General features: G+C 67.7%; 12 protein-coding genes. 9 read left to right on the top strand and 3 right to left on the bottom strand.

The features are described from left to right. Positions 1–49: 49 nt before the first annotated feature. From AO501_RS15040 to AO501_RS15030, 3 genes are all read left to right on the top strand, one after another. Positions 50–1,444 (top strand): cystathionine beta-synthase, encoded by a 1,395-nt coding sequence (locus tag AO501_RS15040; protein WP_055578482.1) that lies wholly within the window; start codon positions 50–52, stop codon positions 1,442–1,444. A gap of 80 nt (positions 1,445–1,524) precedes the next feature. Beyond that, positions 1,525–2,253: an RDD family protein gene (locus AO501_RS15035; protein WP_055578481.1), complete on the top strand. Its 729-nt coding sequence runs from the start codon at positions 1,525–1,527 to the stop codon at positions 2,251–2,253. A 97-nt stretch (positions 2,254–2,350) separates the two neighbouring features. After that, positions 2,351–3,505: a cystathionine gamma-synthase gene (locus AO501_RS15030; protein WP_055578480.1), complete on the top strand. Its 1,155-nt coding sequence runs from the start codon at positions 2,351–2,353 to the stop codon at positions 3,503–3,505. Positions 3,506–3,579: 74 nt separating this feature from the next. Here AO501_RS15030 and greA read toward each other — a convergent pair whose 3' ends face one another. Both greA and AO501_RS15020 read right to left on the bottom strand, forming a co-directional pair. Then, on the bottom strand, positions 3,580–4,074 hold the full coding sequence (gene greA, locus AO501_RS15025) for a transcription elongation factor GreA (RefSeq protein ID WP_055578479.1): 495 nt from the start codon (positions 4,072–4,074) through the stop codon (positions 3,580–3,582). Between the two features lie 214 nt (positions 4,075–4,288). Further along, the gene (locus tag AO501_RS15020; RefSeq protein WP_371935038.1) at positions 4,289–4,723 is read right to left on the bottom strand and encodes a DUF4307 domain-containing protein; all 435 of its coding nucleotides are present in this window, start codon (positions 4,721–4,723) and stop codon (positions 4,289–4,291) included. 118 nt (positions 4,724–4,841) lie between these two features. Between AO501_RS15020 and mca the strand changes: the two genes are divergently transcribed. The 4 genes from mca to AO501_RS15000 are packed head-to-tail and all read left to right on the top strand — an operon-like array spanning position 4,842 to position 8,388. Continuing rightward, the gene (gene mca / locus AO501_RS15015) at positions 4,842–5,711 is read left to right on the top strand and encodes a mycothiol conjugate amidase Mca (RefSeq protein WP_055578477.1); all 870 of its coding nucleotides are present in this window, start codon (positions 4,842–4,844) and stop codon (positions 5,709–5,711) included. Continuing rightward, complete coding sequence (locus AO501_RS15010; RefSeq protein WP_055578476.1) at positions 5,708–5,992, top strand: hypothetical protein; 285 nt, start codon at positions 5,708–5,710, stop codon at positions 5,990–5,992. Before mca ends, AO501_RS15010 begins: the two co-directional genes overlap by 4 nt. Further along, positions 5,979–7,991, top strand: a complete 2,013-nt coding sequence (locus tag AO501_RS15005) for a thioredoxin domain-containing protein (RefSeq protein WP_055578475.1) — start codon at positions 5,979–5,981, stop codon at positions 7,989–7,991. Before AO501_RS15010 ends, AO501_RS15005 begins: the two co-directional genes overlap by 14 nt. 13 nt (positions 7,992–8,004) lie before the next feature. Next, on the top strand, positions 8,005–8,388 hold the full coding sequence (locus tag AO501_RS15000; protein ID WP_055578474.1) for a nuclear transport factor 2 family protein: 384 nt from the start codon (positions 8,005–8,007) through the stop codon (positions 8,386–8,388). Between the two features lie 4 nt (positions 8,389–8,392). Here the strand turns inward: AO501_RS15000 and trhA are convergent, their stop codons facing one another. Beyond that, complete coding sequence (gene trhA / locus AO501_RS14995; protein WP_055578473.1) at positions 8,393–9,133, bottom strand: PAQR family membrane homeostasis protein TrhA; 741 nt, start codon at positions 9,131–9,133, stop codon at positions 8,393–8,395. 145 nt (positions 9,134–9,278) lie between these two features. Between trhA and AO501_RS14990 the strand changes: the two genes are divergently transcribed. Both AO501_RS14990 and AO501_RS14985 read left to right on the top strand, forming a co-directional pair. Further along, the gene (locus AO501_RS14990) at positions 9,279–10,067 is read left to right on the top strand and encodes a (2Z,6E)-farnesyl diphosphate synthase (RefSeq protein WP_055578472.1); all 789 of its coding nucleotides are present in this window, start codon (positions 9,279–9,281) and stop codon (positions 10,065–10,067) included. Positions 10,068–10,577: 510 nt separating this feature from the next. Continuing rightward, positions 10,578–12,376, top strand: a 1,799-nt coding sequence (locus tag AO501_RS14985) for a PE family protein (protein WP_156452575.1), incomplete at its 3' end; no start/stop codon positions are given.

The following is a 12,376-nucleotide window of genomic DNA, read 5'->3' as shown; positions in this document are numbered from 1 at the left end:
CCCGCCGAGCGGTTGTGCGGCCTGCGAGAGGGCCTGCGACGATAGGCGCATGCGGATCGCGCAGCACCTCAGTGACCTCATCGGTGGCACGCCCCTGGTTCGGCTGAACTCCGTCGTCCCCGAAGGCGCGGGCATCGTGGCCGCGAAGGTGGAGTACCTCAACCCCGGTGGCAGCTCGAAGGACCGGATCGCCGAGCGGATGATCGACGCCGCCGAGGCCAGCGGGGAGCTGCGGCCAGGCGGCACGATCGTCGAGCCGACGTCGGGCAACACCGGGGTCGGACTGGCCCTGGTGGCCCAGCGGCGCGGCTACAAATGCGTGTTCGTCTGCCCTGACAAGGTCGGTGAGGACAAGCGAAACGTGTTGCGCGCGTACGGCGCCGAGGTGGTCGTCTGCCCGACAGCGGTGCCGCCGGAGGACCCGGACAGCTACTACAGCGTCTCCGACCGGTTGGTCCGGGAAATAGAGGGCGCGTGGAAACCGGACCAGTACTCCAACCCCGAAGGGCCGGCCAGTCACTACGCGACCACCGGCCCCGAGATCTGGGCGGACACCGACGGCAAGGTCACTCACTTCGTCGCCGGCATCGGAACCGGCGGCACGATCACCGGCGCCGGACGCTACCTCAAGGAGGTATCGGACGGGCGGGTGCGCGTCATCGGCGCCGACCCGGAGGGATCGGTGTACTCCGGTGGCACCGGGCGGCCCTATCTGGTCGAGGGTGTCGGTGAGGATTTCTGGCCGGCGGCCTACGACCCGTCGGTGCCCGACGAGATCATCGCCGTCTCGGACTCCGACTCCTTCGAGATGACCAGACGGCTGGCCCGCGAGGAGGCCATGCTCGTCGGCGGATCGTGCGGGATGGCCGTCGTCGCCGCCCTGAAGGTGGCCGAGCACGCCGGGCCCGACGCGGTGATCGTGGTGCTGCTGCCGGACGGCGGCCGCGGCTACATGGCGAAGATCTTCAATGACGCCTGGATGTCGTCGTACGGATTCCTGCGCAGCCGGCTCGACGGCTCGGCCGCCGAGTCGACGGTTGGCGACGTGTTGCGCCGCAAGTCCGGCGCGCTGCCCGACCTGGTGCACACCCATCCCTCGGAGACCGTGCGCGACGCCATCGGGATCCTGCGGGAGTACGGGGTGTCGCAGATGCCGGTGGTGGGGGCTGAGCCGCCGGTGATGGCCGGGGAGGTCGCCGGCAGTGTCTCAGAACGCGAACTGCTGTCGGCGGTGTTCGAGGGTCGGGCCAAGCTGGCCGACGCGGTCAAGCAGCACATGAGCCCGCCGCTGCGGCTGATCGGCGCCGGGGAAATGGTCAGCGTCGCCGGCAAGGCGTTACGCGATCAGGACGCCCTGATGGTCGTCGAGGAGGGCAAACCGGTCGGCGTGATCACCCGCTACGACCTGCTGGGCTTCCTCTCCGAAGGAACGCGACGGCGCTAGTGGGGCTGTGACGCAGCTCTCGGTGCTGCGGTACTGTATCCGGCTGAGTTCAGCAAAGTCCGCTCTTGGAAGGGTTGCCCATGACCGATCAGCCCGGCGGGTCCTACCCGCCACCGCCGCCGCCCCCTGGCTCCTCGGGCGCCGCGCCCTCGGGTGGGCACCTTCCGCCGTCCGCGCCGCCCCCTCCCGGCAGCAGTGGTGACTTCTCGCAGTCCGTCGGGGGATCAGCACCTCCTCCTCCGCCGCCGCCACCGCCCGCGGGCGGCTATCCGCCGCCTCCGCCAGCGGCCGGGGGGTACGCGCCGCCGCCGCCCGGACCTGCGGTCAAGGGGTTGTCGACGGATGCCTACACGCCGTGGATCACCCGTTTCCTGGCCTTTCTGATCGACTACGCCCCGGTCATCGTCGTCCTGGGTATCGCGCAGGTTATCGACATGCTCACGCAAGAGGAGTCATGCGTCACCAGCGTCAACCAGTACGACGTCGCGCAGTACTGCTACACCCAGGGGTCGATCATCGGGACTTTGGCGCAGGGCCTGGCGTCGCTGCTGATCCTGGCGTACGTGGTCTGGAACTACGGATACCGGCAGGGCACGACCGGCTCGAGCATCGGCAAGTCCATCCTGAAGTTCAAGGTGGTCAGCGAGGTCACCGGAGAGCCGCTCGGTTTCGGGATGTCACTGGTGCGGCAACTCGCGCACTTCGTCGACGCGATCATCTGCTACGTCGGGTTTTTGTTCCCGCTGTGGGACAGCAAGCGCCAGACCCTGGCGGACAAGATCATGACAACGGTGTGCTTGCCGCTCTGATGGCGTTGACTCTGCGCTGAGGGCGGGGGCCGCTCACACTTCCTCGCCCTCACCGCAGCGTCAACGGCGCGCGGTTGCGCGATTAGGCTGGCGGTCGATGAGCGACGACCACGCATTCAACGGACTTGCCACCAAAGCCATCCACGCCGGCTACCGCCCCGACCCGGCGACCGGCGCCGTCAACACACCTATCTATGCCAGCAGCACCTTCGCCCAGGACGGGGTCGGCGGTCTGCGTGGCGGGTTCGAATACGCGCGCACCGGCAACCCGACCCGCTCGGCGCTGGAGGCCTCGCTGGCCGCGGTGGAGGACGGCACTTACGGGCGGGCGTTCAGTTCCGGCATGGCTGCCACCGACTGTGCGCTACGGGCGCTCCTGCGCCCCGGCGACCACGTCGTCATCCCCGACGACGCCTATGGCGGCACGTTCCGGCTGATCGACAAGGTGTTTACGCAATGGGGCATCGCGTACACCCCGGTGGCGCTGTCGGACCTGGACGCCGTGCGGGCCGCGATCAACCCGCAGACGCGACTGATCTGGGTTGAGACGCCCACCAACCCGCTGCTGTCGATCGCCGATATCAGCGGAATCGCTCAGATCGGCACCGACAGCTCAGCAAAAGTGTTGGTGGACAACACCTTTGCTTCCCCTGCGCTGCAGCAGCCGCTGACGCTCGGTGCGGACGTGGTGTTGCATTCGACCACCAAGTACATCGGCGGCCACTCCGACGTCGTCGGGGGCGCCCTGGTGACCAACGACGAGGAACTGGACCGGGCGTTCGCGTTTCTGCAGAACGGGGCCGGCGCCGTGCCCGGGCCGTTCGACGCCTACCTCACCCTGCGCGGCCTGAAGACGCTGGTGCTGCGGATGCAGCGGCACAGCGAAAACGCCGCCGCGGTTGCGGATTTCCTGGCGGGCCATCCCGCGGTGAGCGGCGTGCTGTATCCCGGTCTGCCCGGTCACCCCGGGCATGAGGTTGCCGCCCGGCAGATGCGCGGTTTCGGTGGCATGGTCTCGGTGCGGATGCGCGGCGGGCGTGCGGCCGCCGAGAAATTGTGCGCTCAGACCCGCGTGTTCATCCTGGCCGAATCGCTGGGTGGGGTGGAGTCGCTTATCGAGCACCCCAGTGCCATGACGCACGCATCCACGGCCGGATCCCAGCTGGAGGTTCCCGACGATCTCGTCCGGCTTTCGGTGGGAATCGAGGATGTTGCGGATCTGCTGGCCGACCTGGACCAGGCGCTCGGTTAGTTACCGCGAGCAGACGCGAAATCGCACGGCGCGGACCCCGCGTGTGCGATTTCGCGTCTGCTCGCGCAGGGAAATCAGGAGTGGTAAGGCTCCGCGCTGACCAGCGTCACTTCGACGGTGTTGCCGCTGGGCACCTTGTAGCTGCGGGTCTCGCCCACCTTGGCGTCGATCAGCGCACCGCCCAACGGTGAGTTCGGCGAATAGACCTCGAGCTTGCCGTCGTTGACGCCTTCCTGGCGGGTTGCGATCAAAAAGGTCTCGCTGTCGTCCTTGTCGCCGTTGTAGTAGACCTTCACCACCGAACCCGGCAGCGCTACGCCGGACTGCTTGGGCGCCTCACCGACCTTGGCGTTGTTGAGTAGGTCCTGCAGCTGGCGGATACGGGCCTCCTGCTGGCCCTGCTCCTCGCGGGCGGCGTGATATCCGCCGTTCTCGCGTAGGTCGCCCTCTTCGCGGCGGTCGTTGATCTCGGCGGCGATGATCGGGCGATTCGCGATCAACTGGTCGAGCTCGGCCTTGAGTCGGTCATGTGACTCCTGGGTCAACCAGGTCACCTGAGTGTCCGTCATCTCGTGGCGCTCCTTGTACTTGTTGTTCCGCGCAAGCTGTGGTCCCGATGTTGGGCGTGTGCGGGTCCCCACCCCGGGTGCTGCAACTCCGCTCTGCTCACGGCCTCTAATGCAGCAATACACGGTCCCAAGCAGGACCGTGCATTCATCCATGTTACCACCGCGCAAACGGTAGATGACTGACATATCCGCAGTTCGGCGTTTTGCTATCCGCTCACTGAGGCCGCAGATAGCCGGGCACGTCCGCGCCGCAGCCGTACACGTCCGCCATCGCCGGCGGCTTGCTCGATTTGAGCGTTGTGGTCACCTGCACGGTGTTCTGGCCGGCCGGGGGCACCAGCACTTCGCGGCGGCCCGTCTCGCTGCCGTCTTTAGACCTGATCCGCACGATGCAGTCGACCGGCCGCGACGGGTCGCTGCGGTACACGCTGATGGTCACCGACGCCGTCTGGTCATCGATCACCTCGTAGCCGGCCAAGGTGCCTTTGACCGGTCCGGAGCCGATTTGCCGGTAAGCCACGATCGCGATGCCCACTCCCGCCGCCAGGACCAGTACGGTCAGGCCGATGACGACGCGGCGCCGCGTTTTCCGCGACAGCCGGTCACGTCCATAGCGTGCCTCGGGCCGGGCGAAGGAATCCTCGGTCAAGTGCTCAGTCATGCCCTCGGGAGTTGTGGGGTACAGGAGAACTGGAAGTATAGGGGGCACTCACACGGTCGGTGGGCGGCCAATGGACGGACTCGGAAGAACAGATGCAAGGGAGCTCGTGAGCAAACTGCGATTGATGGCGGTGCACGCCCACCCCGACGACGAATCCAGCAAGGGGGCCGCAACGCTGGCGCGCTACGCCGATGAGGGCCACCGGGTCATGGTGGTGACGCTGACCGGCGGCGAACGCGGTGAGATCCTGAACCCGGCGATGGACCTTCCGGACGTGCACGGCCACATACACGAAATTCGCCGGGACGAGATGGCCAAGGCCGCCGAGATCCTGGGCGTCGAACACCACTGGCTGGGCTTCATCGACTCCGGCCTGCCCAAGGGCGACCCGCCGCCGCCCCTACCTGAGGGCTGCTTCGCCCTGGTGCCGTTGGAAGAGTCCACCGAAGCGCTGGTGCGGGTGGTCAGAGAGTTTCAGCCGCACGTGATGATCACCTACGACGAGAACGGCGGCTACCCGCACCCCGATCACATCCGCTGCCACGAGGTATCCGTCGGCGCCTACGAAGCGGCCGGCGATTATCGACGGTTCCCCGACGCCGGGGAGCCGTGGTCGGTGTCCAAGCTGTATTACGTGCACGGTTTCCTGCGGGCGCGGATGCAGCTGCTGCAGGACGAGTTCGCCAAGAACGGCCAGGAGGGTCCGTTCGAGAAGTGGCTGACGCACTGGCTGCCGGAGAACGATCACTTCGAGAAGCGGGTGACCACCCGCGTGGAGTGCTCGGCGTACTTCGGTCAACGCGACGATGCACTCATCGCCCATGCCACCCAGATCGATCCGAACGCAGAGTTCTTCGCCGCGCCGATCGAGTGGCAGGAGCGGCTGTGGCCGACTGAAGAGTTCGAGCTGGCCCGCTCGCGGGTGCCGGCCCGCATACCGGAGACCGATCTGTTCGAGGGGATCTTCGAGCCGTGAACCACTTTCTGCTCACCGTGATCGCTGCCGGCCCGAAGAACAACGGACCGGATTTCGGCAAGGCCAGTCCCCTGGGGCTGGTGGTGGTCGTGCTGCTCATCGTCGCCACCGTGTTCCTGGTCCGTTCGATGAACAGGCAGTTGAAGAAGGTCCCGGAGTCCTTCGATCGCCAGCACCCCGAGCCGGATCAGGCCGCCGATGAGGGCACCGACACGGTCGAGCCTCCGGCCACCGACGCTGACAGAAACCGGCCTCCGGGCTCGGCCCATGAGCCCGGCTGACCTGCCCGGGACTAACACACTCGGCGAGGCCACCAGCCCGTACCTGCGCCAGCACGCCGACAACCCTGTGCACTGGCAGCAGTGGGGTCCGCAAGCACTCGCCGAGGCCGCTGCGCGTGACGTGCCGGTGCTGCTGTCCATCGGTTACGCCGCCTGCCACTGGTGCCACGTGATGGCCCACGAATCGTTCGAGGACTACGAGGTGGCCGCGGCCATGAACGCCGGGTTCGTCTGCATCAAGGTGGACCGCGAAGAGCGCCCGGACATCGACTCCGTCTACATGAACGCCACCGTCGCGCTCACCGGGCAGGGTGGCTGGCCGATGACGTGCTTCCTCACCCCGGACGGACGGCCCTTCTTCTGCGGCACCTACTACCCCAAAGATGCGTTTCTGCAACTGCTTTCGGCGATCAACGAGACATGGACACAACGGCGCGCCGAAGTGGAGGAGGCCTCCGACCACATCGCCGGCGAATTGCGCTCGATGGCGTCAGGGCTGCCGGGCGGTGGGCCGGCGATCGTGCCCGGCTTGTGTGACGACGCCGTCGCCGCCGTGCTGCGGGATCAGGACGTCGTGCACGGCGGATTCGGCACTGCCCCGAAGTTTCCGCCGTCGGCGCTGCTCGAGGGTCTGCTCCGCAACTACGAACGCACCGGGTCATCCGAAGTCTCGGAGGCGGTGTCGCGGGCGGGTGCAGCCATGGCCCGCGGCGGCATCTACGACCAACTTGCCGGCGGCTTCGCCCGGTACAGCGTCGACCACGCCTGGGTGGTGCCGCATTTCGAGAAGATGCTGTACGACAATGCGCTGCTGCTGCGGTTCTACTCCCATTGGGCCCGGCGGACCGGGGATCCGCTGGCCCGCCGGGTCGCCGCGCAGACCGCGCGCTTTCTGCTCGACGACCTGGCCGACGGTGACATGTTCACCTCGTCGCTGGACGCCGATGCCGACGGGCGCGAGGGATCGACCTACGTGTGGACGCCGCCGCAGCTGACCGAGGTGCTGGGACCCGACGACGGGCGCTGGGCGGCGAGGGTTTTCGGGGTATCCCGAGTGGGCACCTTCGAGCACGGGGCATCGGTGCTGCAATTGCCCGTCGATCCCGAAGACCCACAACGTCTGGGACGGGTGCGCGCCGCATTACTCGCCGCCCGGCTCACCCGCTCGCAGCCGGGACGCGACGACAAAGTGGTCACTTCCTGGAACGGGCTGGCGATCACCGCCCTGGCCGAAGCCAGTGTCGCTCTGGATGACCCGAGTTTGGCGCACGCGGCAGTGCGTTGCGCGACGGCGCTGCTAAACGTGCATGTCGTCGACGGCCGACTGCGGCGTGCCAGTCTCGCCGGGGTGGTGGGGGACAGCGCGGCCATCCTGGAGGACTACGCGATGCTGGCCACCGGATTGCTGGCGCTGTACCAGTTGAGTCCCGACGACACCTGGTTGGCTGCGGCCACCGCGCTGCTGGACACCGCAGTGGAGCATTTCAGCGACCCGCAACGTCCGGGCCGCTGGTTCGACACCGCCGACGACGCCGAGCAACTCGTGCTGAGACCCGCCGATCCCCTGGACGGGGCGACGCCGTCGGGGGCCTCGTCCATCGCGGAGGCGCTGCTCGCTGCCGCACACCTGGCTTCGGGGGACCTGGCCGAGCGGTATCTACATATCGTGGGCGAAACCCTGGACGCGCATTCGGTGCTGATGGCGCGCGCCCCACGTTCGGCCGGGCACTGGCTGGCGGTTGCCGAGGCCGCCGTGCGCGGGCCGCTGCAGATCGCGGTCGCGTGTGCCGGCCCGGCGTCGCCGTTGCTCACCGCTGCCCGCCGGCTGGCGCCCGGCGGGACGATCGTCGTCGGAGGCGCGCCGGACTCGTCGCCGCTGCTGGCCGGACGCGACCGGGTGGCCGGGGCCGACGCCGCGTACGTGTGCCGGGGCCGGCTCTGCGACTTGCCGGTGACCGGCGCGGACCAACTCGCCGCCGCCCTGGGAATCCCCGGGTAGTAGCGTGCGTCACATGCCGAACACCGCTGACAGGACGCAAGCGATCACCGACACGGTCAACCGCTACATCGCCACGGTGACCAGCGGCAGCGCCGATGACTTGGCAGCCTTCTACGCCGATGACGCCACGCTCGAGGATCCCGTCGGCGGCGAGGTGCACATCGGCAGCGGCGCCATCCAGGGCTTCTATTCGTCGGTCACGGGCGTCGAGCGTGAGTGCGAGCTGGTGACGCTGCGCGTCTCGGGCAACGAGGCGGCCTTCCACTTCCGGCTGACGATCACCGCCGGCGACCACAAGATGCGGATCGAACCGATCGAGACGATGGTCTTCGACGCCGACGGGAAAGTCACCGCGATGAAGGCGTACTGGTCACCGGCCGACGTGACTCAACTCTGAAACCTCAGAAGACGACGAACCACATAGCGATGTAGTGGCAGATCGCCGCGACCGCGGTGCAGGCGTGGAAGAACTCGTGATAGCCGAACGTCGACGGCCACGGGTCAGGCCACTTCAGCGCATAGAGAATTCCGCCGATGCTGTACAGAGCGCCGCCGACGAACAGCAGCACCATCGCGGCGACCCCCGCGTTGTGCAGGATCGAGCCGGTGTACCAGACCGCTACCCAGCCCAGCAGGATGTACAGCGGCACGCCCACCCAGCGCGGCGCCGTCGGCCACAGCATCTTGAGCGTGACCCCGGCCAATGCACCGCCCCATACGATCGCCAGCACGACGTGTCCGTCATGCCCGGGCAGGGCAAGCAAGGCGAACGGCGTGTAGCTGCCGGCGATGAAGATGAAGATCATCGAGTGATCGGCCCGCTTCATCCAGATGCGGGCGGTGTCCGACTTCCAGTTGACGCGGTGGTAGGTGGCGCTGACGGTGAACATGATGATGGTGGCGAAGGTGTACAGCATCGTCGCCAGGCCGGCCTTGGTGGAGTCCAGCGCCCAGGACACCGCGACCAGCGATGCGCCGGCGAAAACGGCAGCACCCGCGGAATAGACGTGGATCCAGCCGCGGAACCGGGGCTTCTTGAGAACCTTGGCGACGCCCTCGGCGATCTGATGCGCGGCGTTGGCCGGCGAGGGACCTTCCCGATCCGGTTCTGTACTGGTGAGCGTGCTGGACTGGCTGCTCATCTGTGCTTCTGCCCTCGCCTCGTCGATCGTGAATGTCTCCGCTCAAGCCTAACGGGACTGCCTGAGAGAACCCCGTCAGACGTGGCGTGATATTGCCGTAAATGGCAGCCGAAGTTTGGTGTCGGTCACAGTAGTGTGGGATTCCGTGGAGATCATCCCGCCGCGGATCAAGGAGCCGTTGTACCGGCTTTACGAGCTGCGACTGCGGCAGGGTTTGGCCGCGTCGCGATCCGAGTTGCCACGCCACATCGCGGTGTTGTGCGACGGGAACCGGCGGTGGGCGCGCAGCCTGGGATACGACGACGTCAGTGTCGGCTACCGGATGGGCGCGATCAAGATCGCCGAGATGCTGCGGTGGTGCCAGGAAGCTGGCATCGAAATGACCACCGTTTACCTCCTCTCCACTGAGAACTTGCAACGCGACCCCGAAGAGCTCGCCGCGCTGATCGAGATCATCACCGACGTCGTCGAAGAAATCTGCGCCCCGGCCAACCATTGGAGCGTCCGGACCGTCGGCGACCTGGAGTTGCTGGGCGAGGCGCAGGCCCGCCGGTTACGCGACGCGGTGGACTCCACACCGCAGAACGCGTCGTTCCACGTCAATGTCGCGGTGGGCTACGGCGGCCGTCAGGAGATCGTCGACGCGGTGCGCGCGTTGTTGGGCAAGCGACTCGCCGACGGCGCCACTGCCGAGGAACTCATCGACGCCGTAACCGTTGAAGGAATTTCCGAAAATCTGTACACCTCGGGGCAGCCCGACCCCGACCTGGTGATCCGAACCTCAGGCGAGCAGCGGCTGTCCGGTTTTTTGCTGTGGCAGAGCGCCTACTCGGAGATGTGGTTCACCGAGGCGCACTGGCCGGCGTTCCGGCGGGTCGATTTTCTGCGCGCGCTGCGCGACTACAGCATGCGCAACCGTCGCTACGGCAAGTAGTCGAGCGCCAGGACTGAGCGGCGTCAGACCGCCCTTCGGCGTGTCGTTTTGGCCCAGTTTTGTCACATGGCGTGTGTCATTCCAGTCGTCCGGAGACCCCGTCGAAGGCGGCCTAGCAAACTTCGTTACTTCGTGTTCAGCTAACGATCAGTCAAAAATCTTCATAGACAACTCCCATATTAGCCAACCTATCGACACATTTATCAGAGGGTTACTCATCAGTAGGCCATGTCTAATAGCAGACTAAAACCGTTGTACTGCAACGAGATTCAGTGACCAGATAGGTGTCGGAAGGTGAACGCCGGGTCGGTCGGACGCTTACTAACATGAATTCAATAGTGGAATTGTGGATATTCAAGCTTCGGCTAACGGCGCCCAACAGTGGGCCCGCCGACACGCTCAGAGAAATCTGAAAAGACGTGTTGTCAGATCTGGTGTTTCGGTCTCGCGTGGATGTACATTCCCAATCGCGTGTCCAACCGTCGGCCATGAACCACAGGAGTTTCAGCAATGTCGTATTTGGTGGCTGCCCCTGACCTCTTCGCTGCTGCGGCAACGAATTTGCAGAGTCTGGGTGCGTCGATCAACGAGGCCAACGGGGTCTGGGCGAGACCCGTAGCTGCTTTGCTGCCGGCCGCGCAGGATGAGGTGTCGGCAGCCATCGCCGCGCTCTTCGGCTCGCATGCTCAGAGCTATCAAGCGCTGAGCTCTCAAGCGGAGGCCTTCCACCAACAGTTTGTGCAAACCCTCACATCTGCGAGTAACGCGTACTCGACCGCCGAGGCGGTGAACGCATCGCCGTTGCAGGGCGTGATGGACCTGATCAATGCGCCGACCCAGGCAGCGTTTGGGCGTCCGTTGATCGGGAACGGCACCGACGGGGCCGCAGGAACCGGCGCGAATGGCGGAGCGGGCGGATTGCTGTGGGGCAACGGTGGCGCGGGCGGATCCGGTGCGGCGGGCCAGGTCGGTGGTAACGGCGGCGCCGCCGGCCTCTTCGGCACCGGCGGCATCGGTGGTACGGGTGGAGCGGGCGCCGCCGGCGGAAACGGCGGCTCCGGCGGCATCTTGTTCGGAAACGGCGGTATCGGCGGAACGGGCGGCGTCGGTGCCGCCGCAGGCCTGACCGGGGGCGCGGGCGGTATCGGTGGAAACGCCGGCTTCTTCGGCGCGGGTGGCGCGGGCGGCGTGGGCGGTGCCGGTGGCGCCGGCGACCCGTTGTCCGGTGCCGCCGGCGGTAACGGCGGTGTCGGCGGCCTCGGCGGCAACGGCGGGACGGTGTTCAGCACGGCGGGCGCCGGTGGTGCGGGAGGCGCCGGTGGTGCCGGTGGCACCGGCTTCGACGCCGTCGGGGGTGGCGCGACGGGAGGCGTCGGCGGTGCCGGCGGTAATGGTGGTGCCGGCGGCGCTGCCGGCAGCACGGGCATGTTCGGTGCCGGCGGGGTGGGTGGTGCAGGTGGTGCCGCCGGACTCGGGGGTGCGGGCGGTGTCGGCGGCGACGGCGATATCGGAAACATTCACGGTGGCGCCGGCGGCCAGGGCGGTAACCCTGGCATCGGTGGTGTGGGCGGAGCGGGTTCGCTCGGCGCGGCGAACGGCGCCGCGGGCGCCGCGGCCACCAGTGGCGGCAACGGCGGTGCCGGTGGGTTGGGCCTTACTGCCGCCGGTGGGTCTAACGCGGCCGGCGGCAACGGCGGGGCCGGCGGCAATGCAGGGACGGCTGGTCACGGTGGTGTCGGTGGCGCCGGCGGTAACGGTGATGGCAGCGGAGCGGGTGGCAACGGCGGTACCGGCGGTATCGGCGTGGTCGGTGGTACTGGTGGTGCCGGCGGCGACGGCGGCGTAACGGGCAACGGCGGCAACGGTGGTGCGGGTGGTGCCGGTGTGGCCGGCGCCGCAGGGGCGAACGGTGCTACCCCGGGTGCCGGTGGCGGCACGGGCGCGGTCGGCGGAATCGGTGGCGTCGGCGGTGCCGGTGGTCACGGCGGTGCGGTGTCGGGCAACGGCGGTAACGGCGGCGCCGGCGGTGTGGGTGGTCTCGGTGGTGCCGGCGGCGCCGGAGCGACCGGGGCGGACGCAACCGTCGCCGGAGCCACCGGCGGGACCGGCGGCCTCGGCGGCAATGGCGGGGCCGGCGGCCACGGTGGTGCCGGGGGTGCTGGGGGTACCGCGCTAGGCAGCGGGACCGGTGGGGTAACCGGCGTCGGAGGCGCGGGCGGCCAAGGCGGTGCGGCAGGGATCGGCGGTGACGGTGGCGTCGGCGGCGCCGGCAGCCAGACTGTGCGCAATGGCGGTACCGGCGGCCAGGG

This window comes from Mycobacterium gordonae, from assembly GCF_001417955.2.
GTDB lineage: Bacteria > Actinomycetota > Actinomycetes > Mycobacteriales > Mycobacteriaceae > Mycobacterium > Mycobacterium gordonae_B.
Note: the sequence above shows the minus strand (reverse complement) of the source record. Positions and strands in the feature narration are given on the sequence as shown.

Excerpts from the sequence above, each read along its gene's own strand:
- AO501_RS15000 (WP_055578474.1), top strand. The coding sequence starts at position 8,005 with ATGCCGAACACCGCTGACAGGACGCAAGCGATCACCGACACGGTCAAC.
- trhA (WP_055578473.1), bottom strand. The coding sequence starts at position 9,133 with ATGAGCAGCCAGTCCAGCACGCTCACCAGTACAGAACCGGATCGGGAA.
- AO501_RS15040 (WP_055578482.1), top strand. The coding sequence starts at position 50 with ATGCGGATCGCGCAGCACCTCAGTGACCTCATCGGTGGCACGCCCCTG.
- AO501_RS15030 (WP_055578480.1), top strand. The coding sequence starts at position 2,351 with ATGAGCGACGACCACGCATTCAACGGACTTGCCACCAAAGCCATCCAC.
- AO501_RS15005 (WP_055578475.1), top strand. The coding sequence starts at position 5,979 with ATGAGCCCGGCTGACCTGCCCGGGACTAACACACTCGGCGAGGCCACC.
- greA (WP_055578479.1), bottom strand. The coding sequence starts at position 4,074 with ATGACGGACACTCAGGTGACCTGGTTGACCCAGGAGTCACATGACCGA.
- AO501_RS15035 (WP_055578481.1), top strand. The coding sequence starts at position 1,525 with ATGACCGATCAGCCCGGCGGGTCCTACCCGCCACCGCCGCCGCCCCCT.